The organism is Pseudanabaena cinerea FACHB-1277 (genome assembly GCF_014696345.1).
Classification (GTDB): domain Bacteria; phylum Cyanobacteriota; class Cyanobacteriia; order Pseudanabaenales; family Pseudanabaenaceae; genus Pseudanabaena; species Pseudanabaena cinerea.
Map to the genome: position 1 here is coordinate 12,680 of NZ_JACJPY010000060.1, position 15,187 is coordinate 27,866.

Below are 15,187 nucleotides of genomic sequence, written 5' to 3' on the forward strand. Positions count from 1 at the left end.
AACTGTACCATGATTGAACTATGAAAGAAGAGACAAATGTAGTATTAGTAGTTGATGATGAATTTGAAATTCAACGTCTTTTTAAGCAGATCTTTAGAAAAAGAATTCGGAACGGAGAGCTAAGCTTTCAGTTTGCTCAAAATGGAATTGAAGCATTAGAAATTATCAGAGCATCAAATTCAATTGCCATGATCTTGACTGACATTCAAATGCCAAAGATGGATGGATTAACTTTATTGACAAACTTAGCAGAGATTGAATGCCCCCTGAAAGCTGTAGTTATTTCCGCATTTGGCGATATGAAAAACATTCGTGTCGCGATGAATCGTGGTGCGTTTGATTTTCTGATGAAACCAATTGACTTTGAAGATTTAGAAATTACAATCAATAAAACTTTGGCATTTGTGCGTGATTTGCGATCGCAAAAGCAAGAGCTTCAGTCAACCCTAGATCGTCTCCATAGCCTAGTTTTCTACGATCAACTTACAGGCTTAAGCAATCGCTATGGTCTGCTCCAAAAAATCGCCAAAAGTATAGATCTAAAACGATCAAAAGGGATTGATTTTGCCGTATTAAAGCTAGATGTAGAACGCTATCCCATCATTAAGGCTGGATTTGGTCATACCCTTAGCGATCGCCTTTTAGTTGAAATTGCTCGTCGATTGGAAAGTTGGAACATTCCATCTAAGGTTGTTGCCCGTATGGAAAACAACGAATTTGCCATACTACTAGAGGGTGTTGAGAATTTATCTGTTATTGCAAATTACATTGAACAACTTCATCAACTTTTCAGCCATCCTGTTCAACTTGATGAAATTAGTGTATCATCAAAAACTCGCATAGGCTTAGTTACTAGCGATCTAGAAGGTGTCCAACCAGAAGACTTTTTGAGAGCGGCAGACACAGCCTTCGACTGTGCAAGAAATGATAGGGAGGGGACGGTTTTCTTTAATCATAGTATGCAGCAGAAAGCTATCCATCGCGTCAACCTTGAAGTTAATTTGCAAGAAGCAATAGCGACCAAGCAAATCTTAGTACATTATCAGCCTATTTTTTCATTGCAGACGGGCAAGATTAAAGGCTTTGAAGCTTTAGCTCGCTGGCTAACTCCAGATCAAAGATGGATTTCTCCATTAGAGTTTATTCCATTGGCAGAAGAAACAGGCTTAATCGTTCCATTAGGGCGTTGTCTCTTGGCAGAAGCCTGCGCTCAAATGGGGAGGTGGAAAAATCAATTCCCTGACATTTGCCCTGAGAGCATTAGCGTCAATCTATCGAGTTTACAATTAGCCAATTCAGATCTATTAGAAGATATCGATCGCAGTCTCCTCGCCGCAGGACTAAGTGGAGAAAGCTTAAATTTAGAGATTACTGAAAGTGTTTTAATGGAAAATGTCAAAACTGCGATCAATGTTTTATACCAACTGCGGGAGCGCTCTATTGGAATTTCAATAGATGATTTTGGTACAGGTTACTCCTCTCTTGCTTATCTCCAATCTTTACCCATCACCGCCCTTAAGATTGATCGTTCTTTTATTATGGATATAGACACAAATTCAAATAGTTTAGAAATTACTTCGATGATTATTAACTTATCCAATCAGTTGAAGTTGAAAGTAGTTGCTGAGGGCATAGATAAAGATGCACATACCAATGTTTTGCGATCGCTTTCCTGTGACTACGGACAGGGCTTTCTGTTTTCGCCGCCAGTTGATGCAACTGCTGCTACTAGTTTAATCGCTGCTCAAATCAGCGACTCCTTCAGCAAGAATGTTTAAAATCTTTGATGGCTACACTACACTGGAATGTATAACAGAAGATATAACAAAGCTTTGCAGTAGAGGTAAACCGTGATTGTAGTAACAAAGATTGGTACGCCAGCAGAGGAAGTGAACCGTATTTGTGAGGAGCTATCAAGCTGGGGGCTGTCTCCTGAGAAAATTGTGGGCAAGCATAAAACAGTCTTAGGCTTGGTCGGTGAGACGGCTGATCTAGATCGCCATCGTATTGAAGAACTAAGCCCTTGGATTGAGACAGTCTTGCGGGTGGAGCGTCCCTTTAAACGGGCTAGTCGTGAATATCGCGACCATGAATCCAGTGTGGTGATTGTGCCAACCCCGAATGGTGATGTGGCGATCGGCGAGAATCACCCCCTAGCGATCGCAGCAGGCCCTTGCTCTGTGGAAACCGAAGAAATGATCGTGGAAACGGCGATGCGGGTCAAGGCGGCAGGGGCGCAATTTTTACGCGGCGGAGCCTATAAACCACGCACTTCTCCCTATGCTTTTCAGGGGCATGGCGAGAGTGCGCTGTCTCTGTTGGCAGCAGCAAGGGCAGCCAGTGGTTTGGGGATTATTACGGAGGTGATGGATACTGCCGATATCGACAAAATTGTTGAGGTTGCCGATGTGCTGCAAATTGGCGCGAGAAATATGCAAAATTTTGCATTGCTCAAGCAGGTGGGCAAACAGTCTAAACCTGTGCTACTCAAGCGTGGTTTAGCAGCCACCATTGATGATTGGCTCATGGCGGCGGAATATATTTTGGCAGAGGGCAATCCCAATGTGATCCTCTGTGAGCGCGGGATTCGCACCTTCGATCGCGAATATACACGCAATACAATTGATATGGCGGCGATTCCTGTATTACGCAAGCTCACCCATTTACCGATTATGATCGATCCGAGTCATGGTACGGGCTGGTCAGAATTTGTGCCATCGATGAGCTTAGCGGCGATCGCGGCGGGAACAGATTCCTTGATGATCGAAGTGCATCCCAATCCCAAAAAAGCGCTATCCGATGGACCGCAATCTCTAACCTTTGATGATTTTGAGCGCCTGATGGTCAAAATCAAGAATTTAGAAACAGCGATGCACCAAATTTAGATTGCAGCAAAACCCCATAAGCCTGTGCGCGGTGCGAAGCTCCGCGCACAGGCTTTTCGAGATTACTCATAGGCTGTAAAAACAAACTATGCCACAACCATTTATCTACGATCGCCAAATTCACTTTGCCGATACCGACGCGGCGGGGGTGGTTTATTTTGCCAATGGGCTGAAAATTTGTCATGAAGCCTATGAAGCATCCCTTGCCGCCGCAAATATCAATCTGCGTACATTTTTTAAGGGTGAAGCGATCGCCGTACCGATTACCCATGCCAGCATCGACTTTTTTAAACCGATGTTTTGTGGCGATCTCGTTGCCATTTCCCTAAAAGCCACATTGCTCACGCCCGCATCCTTTCAAATTGACTATCAGATATATCAGCCAGAACCTAAAACCAAAGCGATCGCTAATGCCACCACTAAACATATTTGCATTGATGCCCAGCGCCAGCGCTGTTCGCTTGCGCCAGAGCTTTTACAATGGTTAGAGCTAACCACAATCTGACCTATGTGGAATCAAAGACCAATCGTGGCAAGGATTGCACCAACTCACTCTTTACCTTGGCGCTGCAATATCGCAGTCTGCAAATTGTCCTTGACAATTTGCAAACCATCAAATCCATATTTTCTATCTTCGGTTTTTACCTTGTCCGTACCAATGTGAAAACTGCTATAGGTCTTTTTTGAGGCTAATATTATGCCTTTGCAAAAAGCGACATATACTTCCTGTGGTCACTGACACTCCTGTTTGTTTCGCAACTTCTTCACAGTACTGCCATAGCCTCCAATCTGGATGGGCTAACACAATTTCAATAATTTTCTCCCGATGAGCCTCAAGAGGACTTTCGATCTGACTTCCTAATGGTTTAGGGCTTAAATCTCCTGTCTCTCGGTACTGCTTGAGTAATGTTTGGACTGTTTTGGTTGCTACTTGATATTGACTTGCAACTTTGCGTATTGATGTATTTCCTGCTTCATAGGTTGCGACTATTTTTTGTCTTAGCTCTAGCGAGTATGGTGGCATTTTTACCCTCTTGTTCTTATTACAGCCTATTGAGGCTTTGAGTAGTACAGAAATATTTTTGAGTTTTACAGCAATTGCCGATCAAACGAGCCGCAAGAAAAGTTTTGGGTGTGATCGCTTTGCGTTGTATCTATTCCTATACTACCTTGTGCTACTCTTTCCCTCAATAATTTACATAAATTTATGTTTCATAGGACTTACGCAAAACGACCAAAAGTAGGGGCAGTTTATGAATTGTCCCTACCCTAAAATCAAGGTGTCAACGAATTAATTGCCCCTACTTCTGGCTGTTTCGCCTAAGTTCTCTTGGATTTAATCAACTTTCAATCCTAAGCTAATTTAATATCAGACAATTGGAACTCAAAGGACTGCGCCGCATCATCGCAGGTGACGGTGCGGGCTGTCATGATGAAATAATCACCGAATGGAGCATAGTCATCATGGTGATGCTGCACAGGGCTGATGTAACTAGGATCGTTGGGCTTGGCATAGGTGGAGTCATAATCCATTGGTAAATAGCCTTTACCTGTGTCAAAGGTGCTAAGCACATTGATCGTCACCACCGTGCCATGAATATGGCGATGTACCATACTCACGATATTGTCTTTAACTTTGTAGCGATCGCCTGAAGCTGCACCACCCACTACAATCAATGCCTCATCGGTATTGTCAGCATCACCATAGCTAAATTCATTCTTGCCATGCACATCGGCAAATTTACGATGGACACGGTGAATGACAATCTCTTGCATTTGTCCATGAATTGCTTTTTCTGCTTCCTCACTGTTGGCATTGGCTAGTGTCACTTTGAGGTTGGGCGCAATGCTGACATCAGCTTGATGAGTTTTTCCGTTTTGGGTAATGCTTGCCTTGGCCGTAAACCCAGGGAAATTGGCATCCCAAGTGTAACGATTTTCATAGGCTGCTTGAAATAGAGAGGTGGCATCAATGCGTTCGGCTGTAATAGTCATGAGCTTTTTATAATATACTTTTGAAGCAATTGAGAATATTTAGCAATAGCTATGAATATTCTACTAGCTTGACGGTGCTTTTTGTTGAATCGAATCCAAAAGGGATTTTTGGGGATCGTGGCTTTGTGGCAATCCCCAAACCATTAAAGATCGCCAAGACGTAATCGCACCGAGTCGCCGTGAGAGGGCAGTCCCTCGGCTTCGGTGAGGAGGGCGATCGCCCCTGAGACTTCCCTGAGTGCCTCAGGCGTATATTGAATCAGGCTGGAATGTTTTAAAAATGTCTCCACACCCAAGGCTGACGAATATCTAGCGCCGCCACAGGTGGGCAGGGTGTGATTTGGTCCTGCTAAATAGTCGCCAACTGCCTCTGGGGTACTATGTCCGATAAAAATTGCCCCTGCATGACGAATTTGATCAACTAACTGCCAAGGCTCTTCGACCTCTAGCTCAAGGTGCTCTGGGGCAAATTGGTTGGATAATTCTGCCGCTATATTCAGATTTTCAACAACCACGATCAAGCCATAATGGGCGATCGCCTTCTCGGTCATGAGGCGGCGCGGATGGTTCTCTAACATCCGATTGACCTCCTCAGAGACACGATTGGCGAGGCGCGAATCATTGGTTAATAAAATTGCTGCCGCCATCTGGTCATGTTCTGCCTGTGCCAACATATCGGCAGCGACATAGGCAGGGGTGGCACTGGCATCGGCGATGATCAATACTTCCGAAGGTCCCGCGATCGAATCAATGCCCACCCTTCCAAATACTTGCTTTTTGGCAAGGGTAACGTAAATATTGCCAGGTCCCGTAATCACATCGACTTTAGGAATTGTCTCAGTGCCATAGGCAAGGGCGGCGATCGCCTGTGCGCCACCCACCCGATAGATTTCTTCGACCCCCGCCACCTGTGCCGCCACCAAAATTGCAGGATTAATCGTGCGTTCTTGCCCAGGCGGTGTAACCATAACAATCTTTTTGACCCCCGCCACCTGTGCTGGCACGGCATTCATTAGTACCGTACTAGGATAGGCAGCTTTGCCCCCTGGAATATAAATACCTGCGGCATCAACGGCAGTATAGCGTTTGCCCAAGACCACATCTTTATCCGCAAAATGCACCCAACTCTTAGGGACACGCATCTTATGAAAATCTACGATACGCTGGTGCGCCATTTCGATCGCCTTGAGCAGATCGCCCTTAACCTGTTGGTAAGCAGCATCGAGTTCCGATCCACTTACGCGCAGTTCCGCCGCCGTAAAATCCTGTCCATCAAACTCAGAGGTATAGTGCAAGATGGCATGATCGCCCTTGCGTCTCACCGTTTGAATGATTTCCGTGACCGTTGCCTCTTTGTGGATCATCTGATCGTCATAGATGCGATCGCAAATCCGTTTAATTTCGGATTCTGCTTCAGTTCTCTGGGTGACAATTCGTAGCATAGATTGTGACGTAAGAAGCGATGATTAATCCTAGCTTAACCTGTATTCCTATAAGTTGTGTTATTCGGCTTTGAAATTAATATGCAAATTAATAGGCAAAAATCTATGCGTCCGATCCAGTCAATGCACCAGCGCCCAATTCATGGGGGCAATCGTCAATGGGCGGCAGATATGGCGGGGATCGACCTAGCCACAATTTTAGATTTTTCCGCTAGTATCAACCCTCTCGGCCCACCTGACTCAGCGATCGCCGCTATTCAGTCCCATCTCCGCGAGCTAAATCATTACCCCGATCCCGCATACATAGATTTGCGGCAAGCAATCGGAAATTTTCATCAATTATCACCCGATTGGATCTTGGCGGGTAATGGTGTAGCGGAGCTATTAACTTGGGTGGGGCGAGATTTGTCCCAACTCAAGGCAACAGTTCTATTTACGCCAGCCTTTACAGATTACGATCGCGCCCTTGCCGCCTATGATTGCCAAATAGAGCGCTATCCCCTCATCCTTCCTTCTGAAGATCTACAGCATATCCAGATTCCATCGCTAATAAAAGTTTCCGATAATCAAGCTAAAGGCATTTTAATTAATAACCCTCATAATCCTACTGGATACTTATTCACGAAAGATAACTTGCTTCCCTATTTAGAACAATTTGCCCTTGTGGTCATCGATGAAGCATTCATGGATTTTTTACCGCCAGAACAACAGCAAAGCTTAATTGATTTAGTTCCTTTCTATCCTAATTTAGTGATTTTGCGATCGCTGACTAAATTTTATAGTTTACCAGGATTACGCCTTGGCTATGCGATCGCCCATCCTGAACGTTTACAGCGCTGGCAAGCATGGCGCGATCCTTGGTGTGTAAATGCTCTTGCTGTCGCCGCAGGGATTGCGGTATTGTCCGATCAAGAGTTTCAACAAAAGACATGGACTTGGCTAAAAACTGCCAGAGCGCAACTTTTTACAGGCTTAGCAGCAATTTCAGGCTTTAAGCCTTTAGCCAATGCCGCTAACTATCTCTTAGTGCAGACAGAAGTAGCAGGTTCTATTTTGCAAAAGGAACTATTACAAAAGGAGCAGATTTTAATCAGGGATTGTTTGAGTTTCCCCGAACTAGGCGATCGCTATTTTCGAGTGGCAGTACGCTTAGAACATGAGAATCAAAAATTGATAAACGCACTCTTGCTGTAAATAATTCGTTAAACAAGTTTAAACAAGTTAAATAATTTGTAAATAATTTGTTGATGGCGCTTTGTAGTCAAAGAGTTAAGAGAGCATTGAAATCCTGTTCTGATTCAAAAACTGTTCTGAGGTCATCAATGGAAGTCTGATGTTCTTCCATGAGGTTGACTAAAATATTGTTTAAGGAAGCATCTGCGATCGGATAATGTTTATCCTCGTACTCCTGAACTAGCAAGCCTAACAAATGTAAATACTCACGTTCATTATCCGTGAATGTTGGCTTATCCAAAAAAAGTCAATTATTTCTTGAATTTGATCGAGTTCTGTTTCTGAATGAATTGACTTTGGCGGGAAAATTTGCAGCAGTACATTCCCATGAAATGACTCTGATAGATGGGAGTACTCACGCTCAAGAAACGGAACTCAACAAAACTACTCGAAAACCGATGTTGTTGTTCCTATTGTCTGCATTCCAATTGTTGCGATAAGCAGAACTGCAATTGTTAGCATTGTTGTTCCACGAACCACCGCGAACGGCGCTATCGATCTACCCCTTCTCTAGCCTCTCGCCGTTCAACCAATTAATGATCAAACTTCAAGAAAACTAAATAACTGTTGCTGCAAATGCCATGTATCACCATGTTGCAGATGCCCTCGCCATGCTTGGCAGGATGCTATTAGCTTATTTGTAGAGATTCTACCCTGATTAGCGGCATTTTGTAAGCGTCTAATGTGTTTTTTACCCCTTTGAATATTTTTAGCCAGTACTCTTGTATGCGTTGGTAGGATGCGAAAACCGACAAAGTTAACACCATGATTAGTGGCAAACAATTGGGTTTTGATGGGATGGAGTTTGAGGCGTAAGTTGATTAGAAAATCAGAGATTGCTAATTTAGCAGTATTCAAAAAATTGTAGTCATTGGCAAAAATAGCAAAGTCATCGAGATAACGGATATATTTTTTAGCTTTGAGATGGTGTTTGATGAATTGATCTAATTCATTCAGATAGATATTGGCAAATAATTGACTGGTGAGGTTGCCTAGGGGTAAGCCTTTGCGTCGTTCGATTGGGGTAAGTAGATCATCGTTGGGAAATCTTTCTAGGATTAATTCTTGAGGATTGCTGCGATCAATGATTTGATCGATTAGCCAGAGGGTGTCAAGACATTTAATTTTGCTATGGATTATGTGTTTGAGGATCTCATGATCGATGCTGGGAAAATATTTACTGATATCGCATTGAAGGATATATTCACTGGTGCGAGTGAAATGGGTAAATTTTTTTAGGGCTTTGTGTGTGCCGAAGTTGCGGCGATTGGCGTAAGAGTCAGCGATGAAGGTTTTATCGAAGATGGGGGCGATGATGTTGCAGAGAGCGTGGTGTATTACTCTGTCGCGGTATGGTGGTGCGGAGATGAGCCGTGATTTAGGATCTGTAATGTGGAATGTACGATAATCCCCAGTCTGATAGGTGTGGTTTAGTAATTCTCTCTGGAGTTGAATAAGTTCTCTTTCTAGGTTTGCATTAAAAATAAGGATGTTGGGACGAAAGCGCTTAGTTTTTTGGGCTTTTTGGGCTGCTAAAACTAGGTTTTCAAAGCTGACAATTTTTGAAAATAAGTGACCGTGACGTTTCATTTTTGCTCATTTTTGCAATTTTTTGAGCCATCCGCCTAGCTCATTACCTATGTCATCAATCATCTTACTAGCATATTCGTAACGCTGGATAGAAAATAGGGAAAAATCAAATAGCAGTCTTGTTTGATAGCGGAGGACTGATAGAGAAACGTTGAGACTTTCTAGTTTGGTTTGCTTTTGCTTAGTAAACTTAGCTTCGATGAGGGTTTCGAGAATGTTGTAAAGTAGCTCAATAGTACGATTACCTAGTTGGAATTTATGCTCTTTGGGTAGTCGATTAAGAATGGGAACATACCATTTGATCAGGTCGTAGGTTTTTTGAATGATCGAGAGTTCTGTCATGAATAATCAAACGCGGAACACGGATTATATGGATTATTGGATTACACGGATTTTGATTAGGAACAGAAAGTTAAAATCTGTGTAATCTCTAAATCCGTTTAATCTGCGATTCTGAGCTTTTTTGTGATTGTGAGTCAGCCAAACTTTCAATTGCTTTACTAGCTCAACTGACTCGGTTTGATGTTTGGATGCAGTCACCCGCATCACTGGAATTGAGTTTGGACTCTCAATATACGCCCGATAAAATCCCTTCTATCGGCTCTGACGGTTGAGAGTACTCACAGGAGAGGCAAGACCACGCGAAAACCATAATTGTTGTTGCGGGAACTGGGAATATTCCTATTGCGATACGCAGAACGGCAGTGATTAGCATTGTTGTTCCAAGAACCGCCGCGCAGCATTTTGTAACTCAATCCCACCCAAGGTGCCTTACATACTAGGAAGTAAAAACAATGAATGGTGAGAGATAAGATATAGCAATACGTTGCTAATGTCACATTAAATTCATATTTCTTTACATTAAAAAAATTCGAGGCGCTTCGCGCCAATAAAGGGAAAGAGGGAAAAAGGGTAAAGGGAAATTTAAGTCCTCACAGGAGAGGCAAGACCACGCGAAAACCATAAATGTTGCAGCGGGAACTGGGAATATTCCTACCGCGACACGCAGAACGGCAGTGACCAGCATAGTGGCTCCAAGAACCGCCGCGCAGCACTCTATAAGACTGATCGCCACCACTCATCCAAGCACTACCATCGCTCGGCGCACCATTATAATTATCGTGCCAGACATCCTCACACCATTCCCAGACATTACCGTGCATTTGATACAAGCCCCAATCATTTTTGGCTAGACTATCAACGGCTACGGTTGTCACGCGGTACTGTCCTTTAGCTGCGCCACCAAAGGGATAGTTACCGTCATAATTGACTTGACTAGGAGTAATGGTGTCGCCAAAGGCAAAGTGGGTATTAGTGCCTGCACGACAAGCATATTCCCATTCAGCTTCTGTAGGTAGCCGTACAGGTTGCTTTATAGCATTAGAAAGGCGTTTGCAAAACTCTTGAGCATCATGCCAACTGACATTTTCTACAGGCAGATTTGCGCCTTTGAAACGTGATGGATCGGCGTTGAGGTCGTCTTTGACTTTGGGCATGGCGGCTACTGCCTTCCATAGCTCTTGGGTGACGGTATATTTTGCTATTCTGAAGGCTTTGATATGTACTGGATGAATCGGTTGTTCGTTGCTGTTTTGATTGCTACCCATTTGAAAATCATCTTCTTTGATCGCGGCAAGTTCAAGGGTAAGATTGGTGTTGGGGATGGGAATATTGAGCGCTTTACGGCGAGCTTCTTCATCTCGTTGTTTTTGCAATTCTGTTTGACGCTGGCGATAGGCGGCATCCTGTTGACGGCGCAACTCCTCATTAAAAGCATCAATACGTTCCTTTTGGACGCGCTCCAAGATCTCAGCATAGGGCTGAATATATTTCTCGCGCACCGCTTCAGGCAAGCCTACGTTGACCCGATCTAGTTTGGGCATATAGAAAGGATTATTGCCATCCACGATCGCATAGAGATCCATCAAAAATGTGGCGATCAGCTTCTGCAAACTTGTCAACCAATCGCCAATCATTTCATAGATATTATCCAAATTATGATCGCTCACTTCGCCCACAGAATCTAGCAAAGGTTGCAAAAACTCCTCGCGCCAAGAGAATTCCAAATCATAATGTTCATGAAGAATCTCCGCAATCTGACTACCCCACAGCTTGTAATGGAAATGGACATTACTGCGGGTCAGTTTACTAAAACTCATCACACAAGGTGTGTTAGGAAGGATAGTTTCTAATTGTGCAGCATTGACATCAAAGACATCTCGATCCTTAAAAAAGCGACTATAAAAACGCACATCTCGCCTAAAAGTTGAATTGGCAAAGGTTAGCATTTTGCTTTCTAATTCTGCCGCAAGTTCTGTTTGAAAATATTTTGGTGAACCCTCAGTGATTTGAATTTTGGAACAGATAAATAAGGGGAAATCAGATTTTTGAGCAAAAATATCTGTTAATTCTCGGCGACTAAAAATGGTTGGTAGTTCTTTCTCATCCCATTTAGATTGGATTTGCACTGCTTGCAATTCACCACGATTTTGAAACTCATTTTGTTGCAGTTCTCGTTGCAAATTGCAAGTGATCTCACACAGTTTTTCCTTGAGTTCACGTTCCTTTTGTGCTAGTTCAGCTTTCTGAACTAACTCAATTGCATTCAAGACCAGTCTCGCTTTTTGTAGCTTATTTTGTTCTGCTTGCACCGCCACTAAACTATTTTGAGCATCAGCAAATGCTTTCATGGCGATGCTATTGCTGCTGATGGCAGTGGCGATCGCTGCGTCATGGTTTGATCCACTACCATGCGGCGCAATGCCAAACACCTTTTTACCAAAGGATAATCCAAAGGATTCGGCAATACCACCGATGATTTTGCCACCAATTTCAAGTGTTTTTTCTTTAACCTTTTTCCAATCCCACATTTTTCTAATCCTCCCAAATTGTATAAATCTCTTCAAAAACCTCAGCCCAACTTAGAGATGTAATTTCTGGCTTTTTGCCCATTTCATCCCTCGCATCCTGTTTCGCCGCCGCAAAACATTTGTCCCAAATCGAAAGCAAAAAATCGCGATTCAGACTGGGCATCTCCTCTTGACTATCCGCAATTTCGCGCCGCGCCGAACGAATGGAAATCACCCAACTAGCACTACGTTTTTCAGGCTGGCAGCGCCATTTAATTACATGGAGCATTAATCGTGTTAATTGACTGCTTACCGCCTTTCTTTCCGATCGCCCCATTGCTTCTGCTAAACTCTCTAAAACGTTATATGCTTCTGACATCTGACCATCCTGTAACAGTTCTTTTGCTTTGATCACTGCTAAATATGGAGAGCGAAATACCAGTTCATCCCATGCAGTTGTTAGCATATTTTTTAACCTTCCTCTTCCCAAAAATCGCGATCGAGCATGGTCTCAATATCAGTAGGATATTGCCAGCGATCGGGAAAGGTAACTTGACGATATTCCTTTCGCACAGTTTTCAAAGCGACTTGCCACGCCTCTGCAAAACTATCCTGCCATCTAGTTTTAAGACTTGGCGCTTGCTTGAGTAAATATTCCAAAGCGTTCCTTTGGTTGCGAATTGTGCGCTCCCAACCTCGGTAATCATCAGACAAAGGCACATATAGACGTTTTAAGAGATGCTCTAATAAAACCAGCAGACGACTATAAAGTTGGTGCTTCTGCGAAATACCCAAGGATTCCACCTCTTCAATCAAGTTATCCATATCCACACTTTCAAAATCACCTGCTTTAAGCTTTGCAACAGTATCTTCTACCCACAGCAAAATATCCTGCTCATAAAGCGATCGCGCTTTTGTGGTTTCAGCAACTACTTCTGTCATAGCTCTATCCTAAATATTGCTTGATGGGAATTTTATGAACAGCTTTAATATATACTGTCATTGACGCATTATTTTGTCAATATATTATTTATATATTTCGCATGATTAATTTACAGATTAGCTCAGATAAACAATGGACACTCGAAGAACTAGCAGCAATTGCTAATGAAATGCTGCCCCAAGTTCTGCCTGCGCTGAAACCCAATGCCAAATTAAATACCAAATTATCGGAAGAAATCACACCCCGATTAATTCGTTATTACACCAATCAAGGCGTACTAGACGATCCGATCCGCGAGGGGAAATATGCCTTTTATAACCAACGCCATTTATTACAACTGTTAGTCTGTCGGCGACTCTTGACTGAAGGTTTTACCGTAGCCGTGATTCAGGAGATCGCCAAACATAAAACGAATACAGATCTAGAAGCCATGCTTACAGGTGGTATCGAATTTAATCTCAGCGCTATACAACCTGATCTACAATCAAAAAATTTAGAAAATGACAAGCCCAAAATCGCAACTAGGCAAGTTTCTAATCAATGGCTGCGTATCCAAATTCGTGAAGGTGTGGAAATCCACTGGCGATCGGATGCCCCATTACCACAAACAAATTTAGAATTTCAGCGCTTTCTTCAAGAAGTAGAAGATGCCCTCAAAAATCAGATTCAGTTCGTATTTAGCGATCGCTAGTTTAGCAAATTCACGCCGAAAGAAGATATTCCAAGCTGTGTCTGGGATCGCTAAGTCTAAGAGGCGATCGCTATCGTCTAACTTTAATGCTAGGCAATGATATTGTCTTGAGATTTTATGAGGTGCTTCTTCCTAGCCAAATCTTCATTTAAAACTAAAATACTTGGAGGTAATAAATTCCATGTGCTTATCGTAGGACGGAGTGCTTTGTTGAGTGCTTCTTTAATAGGTAGTAGCCACTCTTCTTTACAGTCTTTAATTACTAGCACAAAAACAAATCGAACACGGGATAGATCAACTTGCTTAAAATCCTCTGACAATTCAGAGTCTCCCTTGCTATGTCTTTTTAAGTGAATAGCAATGAATAAAGTTAAGGCATTAACAAATTTATTGCAAATTTCTTTTACATAAACATCAAGTGGATGGGGAGTTAGCTCTAAAACAATATTTTCTATTTGTGCTTCTGAATATTCTAAATTACTATTTAGCTTTTTCCTTACTTCATTCATACTTTCTTGAAGTTTTCCGTGCGTCTTAGAATTGGGAGAACTTTTTTTCGCCTCGATCATCCAAATAGCTGTTTTGTTAGTCTTAGCATCAGGGTGAAGTAACAGAAACTCTACCATCTTTACTCCCGACTCAATTCGTTTGTATGTTTGGCTTTTCTCAATATAAAAGCAGTGTCCTTCTGGAAATGCCCCAAACATCAAATCAGATTCAATAATAGGCTCTGTCGTCATCATACTAAATCTATTTCCTCTTTATATAGGCGAATAGACTCATCAATAATCGGATTGTCAATCATGCCATTTTGTAAGTCTTCAGAATGCCAAGTTTCTGCGGCTATGATAGGAATTGACATCTCTTTTTGTTGAGAAATTAGATAGAGTTTTTTGATCACAAAATATGAATGACTAGCCAGAAAAAATTGAATCCCCCTTTCAGCTAAGGTTGCGATAATGTCAAGTAATTTTGAAATTGCTTCTGGATGTAATGCCGCCTCTGGCTCATCAATAAAAACTATAGAATTTGGTGTTAGGTAACGATTGCCAAGTAAAGTATCTAAAATCGCTATTTTCTTTACGCCTTCAGCCGTAGTTCCTATGGAAAATTTTTGCTTGCCTTTTATAAATTGCCAATGATTAGAATCTTGTTTATACTCTATCGTTCCACCTAAAATATCTTCTAAATTTTTACGAGCCTGTGAAAACTCCGTAAAGTTTTTCCCTTTTTGGGGTTGAGTACGCAAAGCTCTAGCTAAATCTAAATATGTGTCATCAAAGCCAAATACTTTATCTTGCTCTCGCGACTTTAAAATAATGTTGTGGAGAGAAAGAACTTCTTTTGCAGGTAAAAATATAGAATTATCTTTGCGCTGTGGAATATTATTATCTACATTCTTGATCTCTTTGGCTGTCTTCTTGCCAAAAGAATAGCAAAAAATTTTGTCGTTTAAATCTGACGGGGCGACAAAAGATATGGGAAGTATGAGTAGATGGGGATTTGAGGATTTAAGATAAAAAAGATAGGTCAAGTCATAGTAAGTATGACCTATCTAG

The 15,187-nt window shown here is 42.3% G+C and carries 19 protein-coding genes; 5 read left to right on the forward strand and 14 right to left on the reverse strand.

The features are described 5' to 3' along the window. The first annotated feature begins 20 nt into the window (after positions 1–20). The 3 genes from H6F44_RS16060 (at position 21) to H6F44_RS16070 (ending at position 3,390) form a co-directional block, all read left to right on the forward strand. Positions 21–1,778 carry a putative bifunctional diguanylate cyclase/phosphodiesterase gene (locus H6F44_RS16060; protein ID WP_190352043.1) on the forward strand — a complete coding sequence of 586 codons (1,758 nt, stop codon included), beginning with the start codon at positions 21–23 and terminating at the stop codon, positions 1,776–1,778. A gap of 72 nt (positions 1,779–1,850) precedes the next feature. Beyond that, positions 1,851–2,885: a 3-deoxy-7-phosphoheptulonate synthase gene (gene aroF / locus H6F44_RS16065; RefSeq protein ID WP_190352044.1), complete on the forward strand. Its 1,035-nt coding sequence runs from the start codon at positions 1,851–1,853 to the stop codon at positions 2,883–2,885. An 88-nt stretch (positions 2,886–2,973) separates the two neighbouring features. Further along, positions 2,974–3,390 carry an acyl-CoA thioesterase gene (locus tag H6F44_RS16070; RefSeq protein WP_190352045.1) on the forward strand — a complete coding sequence of 139 codons (417 nt, stop codon included), beginning with the start codon at positions 2,974–2,976 and terminating at the stop codon, positions 3,388–3,390. 165 nt (positions 3,391–3,555) lie between these two features. Here the strand turns inward: H6F44_RS16070 and H6F44_RS16075 are convergent, their stop codons facing one another. The 3 genes from H6F44_RS16075 to hisD form a co-directional block, all read right to left on the reverse strand. After that, complete coding sequence (locus tag H6F44_RS16075) at positions 3,556–3,909, reverse strand: helix-turn-helix domain-containing protein (protein WP_190352046.1); 354 nt, start codon at positions 3,907–3,909, stop codon at positions 3,556–3,558. A gap of 329 nt (positions 3,910–4,238) precedes the next feature. Next, complete coding sequence (locus H6F44_RS16080) at positions 4,239–4,880, reverse strand: DUF3386 domain-containing protein (protein ID WP_190352047.1); 642 nt, start codon at positions 4,878–4,880, stop codon at positions 4,239–4,241. Between the two features lie 143 nt (positions 4,881–5,023). Continuing rightward, positions 5,024–6,322, reverse strand: coding sequence for a histidinol dehydrogenase (gene hisD, locus H6F44_RS16085; protein ID WP_190352048.1), 1,299 nt, complete (start codon positions 6,320–6,322; stop codon positions 5,024–5,026). Positions 6,323–6,403: 81 nt separating this feature from the next. Here hisD and cobD point away from each other — a divergent pair, with 81 nt between their 5' ends. Beyond that, the gene (gene cobD / locus H6F44_RS16090; protein WP_242016611.1) at positions 6,404–7,516 is read left to right on the forward strand and encodes a threonine-phosphate decarboxylase CobD; all 1,113 of its coding nucleotides are present in this window, start codon (positions 6,404–6,406) and stop codon (positions 7,514–7,516) included. A gap of 67 nt (positions 7,517–7,583) precedes the next feature. Here cobD and H6F44_RS16095 read toward each other — a convergent pair whose 3' ends face one another. From H6F44_RS16095 to H6F44_RS16125, 8 genes are all read right to left on the reverse strand, one after another. Further along, positions 7,584–7,796, reverse strand: a complete 213-nt coding sequence (locus H6F44_RS16095) for a hypothetical protein (protein WP_190352049.1) — start codon at positions 7,794–7,796, stop codon at positions 7,584–7,586. Between the two features lie 120 nt (positions 7,797–7,916). After that, positions 7,917–8,054: an SUMF1/EgtB/PvdO family nonheme iron enzyme gene (locus tag H6F44_RS24080; protein WP_407681874.1), complete on the reverse strand. Its 138-nt coding sequence runs from the start codon at positions 8,052–8,054 to the stop codon at positions 7,917–7,919. Between the two features lie 41 nt (positions 8,055–8,095). Beyond that, positions 8,096–9,145, reverse strand: a complete 1,050-nt coding sequence (locus H6F44_RS16100) for an RNA-directed DNA polymerase (RefSeq protein WP_190352050.1) — start codon at positions 9,143–9,145, stop codon at positions 8,096–8,098. Between the two features lie 6 nt (positions 9,146–9,151). After that, entirely contained in the window at positions 9,152–9,487 is a 336-nt protein-coding gene (gene avd, locus H6F44_RS16105; protein WP_190352051.1) for a diversity-generating retroelement protein Avd, read from the reverse strand. Positions 9,488–9,765: 278 nt separating this feature from the next. Further along, positions 9,766–9,888, reverse strand: coding sequence for an SUMF1/EgtB/PvdO family nonheme iron enzyme (locus tag H6F44_RS24085; protein WP_190352057.1), 123 nt, complete (start codon positions 9,886–9,888; stop codon positions 9,766–9,768). Between the two features lie 189 nt (positions 9,889–10,077). Continuing rightward, on the reverse strand, positions 10,078–12,015 hold the full coding sequence (locus H6F44_RS16115; protein WP_199302160.1) for a formylglycine-generating enzyme family protein: 1,938 nt from the start codon (positions 12,013–12,015) through the stop codon (positions 10,078–10,080). A 4-nt stretch (positions 12,016–12,019) separates the two neighbouring features. Beyond that, positions 12,020–12,460 carry a DUF29 domain-containing protein gene (locus tag H6F44_RS16120; RefSeq protein WP_190352052.1) on the reverse strand — a complete coding sequence of 147 codons (441 nt, stop codon included), beginning with the start codon at positions 12,458–12,460 and terminating at the stop codon, positions 12,020–12,022. Between the two features lie 5 nt (positions 12,461–12,465). Further along, positions 12,466–12,936: a DUF29 domain-containing protein gene (locus H6F44_RS16125; RefSeq protein WP_190352053.1), complete on the reverse strand. Its 471-nt coding sequence runs from the start codon at positions 12,934–12,936 to the stop codon at positions 12,466–12,468. A gap of 101 nt (positions 12,937–13,037) precedes the next feature. Here H6F44_RS16125 and H6F44_RS16130 point away from each other — a divergent pair, with 101 nt between their 5' ends. Then, positions 13,038–13,628 carry a helix-turn-helix domain-containing protein gene (locus tag H6F44_RS16130; protein ID WP_190352054.1) on the forward strand — a complete coding sequence of 197 codons (591 nt, stop codon included), beginning with the start codon at positions 13,038–13,040 and terminating at the stop codon, positions 13,626–13,628. Here the strand turns inward: H6F44_RS16130 and H6F44_RS24090 are convergent. The 3 genes from H6F44_RS24090 to H6F44_RS16145 are packed head-to-tail and all read right to left on the reverse strand — an operon-like array spanning position 13,551 to position 15,162. After that, entirely contained in the window at positions 13,551–13,742 is a 192-nt protein-coding gene (locus H6F44_RS24090) for an element excision factor XisH family protein (protein ID WP_190352059.1), read from the reverse strand. The two genes, H6F44_RS16130 and H6F44_RS24090, sit on opposite strands and share 78 nt — an antisense overlap. Then, on the reverse strand, positions 13,718–14,371 hold the full coding sequence (locus H6F44_RS16140; protein ID WP_190352055.1) for a hypothetical protein: 654 nt from the start codon (positions 14,369–14,371) through the stop codon (positions 13,718–13,720). Before H6F44_RS16140 ends, H6F44_RS24090 begins: the two co-directional genes overlap by 25 nt. Then, positions 14,368–15,162 carry an AAA family ATPase gene (locus H6F44_RS16145; protein WP_199302161.1) on the reverse strand — a complete coding sequence of 265 codons (795 nt, stop codon included), beginning with the start codon at positions 15,160–15,162 and terminating at the stop codon, positions 14,368–14,370. The genes H6F44_RS16140 and H6F44_RS16145 overlap by 4 nt, the downstream gene beginning before the upstream one ends. Between the last annotated feature and the right edge of the window lie 25 nt (positions 15,163–15,187).

Coding starts and splice junctions, on each gene's coding strand:
- H6F44_RS16060 (WP_190352043.1), top strand. CDS start 21: ATGAAAGAAGAGACAAATGTAGTATTAGTAGTTGATGATGAATTTGAA.
- H6F44_RS16070 (WP_190352045.1), top strand. CDS start 2,974: ATGCCACAACCATTTATCTACGATCGCCAAATTCACTTTGCCGATACC.
- H6F44_RS16075 (WP_190352046.1), bottom strand. CDS start 3,909: ATGCCACCATACTCGCTAGAGCTAAGACAAAAAATAGTCGCAACCTAT.
- H6F44_RS16080 (WP_190352047.1), bottom strand. CDS start 4,880: ATGACTATTACAGCCGAACGCATTGATGCCACCTCTCTATTTCAAGCA.
- hisD (WP_190352048.1), bottom strand. CDS start 6,322: ATGCTACGAATTGTCACCCAGAGAACTGAAGCAGAATCCGAAATTAAA.
- cobD (WP_242016611.1), top strand. CDS start 6,404: ATGCAAATTAATAGGCAAAAATCTATGCGTCCGATCCAGTCAATGCAC.
- H6F44_RS16100 (WP_190352050.1), bottom strand. CDS start 9,145: ATGAAACGTCACGGTCACTTATTTTCAAAAATTGTCAGCTTTGAAAAC.
- avd (WP_190352051.1), bottom strand. CDS start 9,487: ATGACAGAACTCTCGATCATTCAAAAAACCTACGACCTGATCAAATGG.
- H6F44_RS24085 (WP_190352057.1), bottom strand. CDS start 9,888: ATGCTGCGCGGCGGTTCTTGGAACAACAATGCTAATCACTGCCGTTCT.
- H6F44_RS16115 (WP_199302160.1), bottom strand. CDS start 12,015: ATGTGGGATTGGAAAAAGGTTAAAGAAAAAACACTTGAAATTGGTGGC.
- H6F44_RS16120 (WP_190352052.1), bottom strand. CDS start 12,460: ATGCTAACAACTGCATGGGATGAACTGGTATTTCGCTCTCCATATTTA.
- H6F44_RS16125 (WP_190352053.1), bottom strand. CDS start 12,936: ATGACAGAAGTAGTTGCTGAAACCACAAAAGCGCGATCGCTTTATGAG.
- H6F44_RS16130 (WP_190352054.1), top strand. CDS start 13,038: ATGATTAATTTACAGATTAGCTCAGATAAACAATGGACACTCGAAGAA.
- H6F44_RS16140 (WP_190352055.1), bottom strand. CDS start 14,371: ATGATGACGACAGAGCCTATTATTGAATCTGATTTGATGTTTGGGGCA.